This is a genomic window from Kitasatospora nipponensis, from assembly GCF_039528135.1.
In the GTDB taxonomy this organism is placed as follows: Bacteria; Actinomycetota; Actinomycetes; order Streptomycetales; family Streptomycetaceae; genus Kitasatospora; species Kitasatospora nipponensis.
Map to the genome: position 1 here is coordinate 1 of NZ_BAAALF010001135.1, position 525 is coordinate 525.

General features: G+C 67.4%; 1 pseudogene. It reads right to left on the bottom strand.

The annotated features are described in order from the left end of the window. Positions 1-525 (bottom strand): annotated as a pseudogene (locus ABD323_RS45275) (site-specific integrase); the annotation flags it as partial.

Consider the following 525-nt stretch of genomic DNA (forward strand, 5'->3'; position numbering starts at 1 on the left):
CGCGAAGCGATAGGTGAGGTAGTCGGGGTGGTACGCCTCGCCGTTCTCCTTGGTGAAGACGAGGCCGGTCTCCTTCCACGCCCGTCCGGCCTTCTTCCGCTGGACAGCCTGCCGGTCGTGGCGGTCGGCCAGGAGGCGGGCGCTCTCGGAGTCGAGGTTGATGGTCCGCTCGGAGTCCGCCTTCGGGGCGGTCTGGTAGAGCTGGCTGGCGATGTAGACGAGCTGCTGGCTGATGGTGACCTGCATCTGGTCGAGGTCGACCTCAGACCAGGGAAGCGCGCACGCTTCACCGCGGCGCGGGCCTCGCAGGGCCATGAAGTGCCACAGGTCGAACAGCTCGTCGTCGACGTAGGTGTCGAGGAACTCGCCGAGGAGCTGCGGTGTCCACACCATCACCTTGCCGGGGACCTCGCCGGTTGCCCGCCAGTGGGCGACGCGGGCCGGGGTCCACAGCAGTGGCTTGGGGGCCTTGACCTTGGGCAGGGTGACCAGCTCTGCCCAGTTCTTTCTGATCTCCTCCTCGAG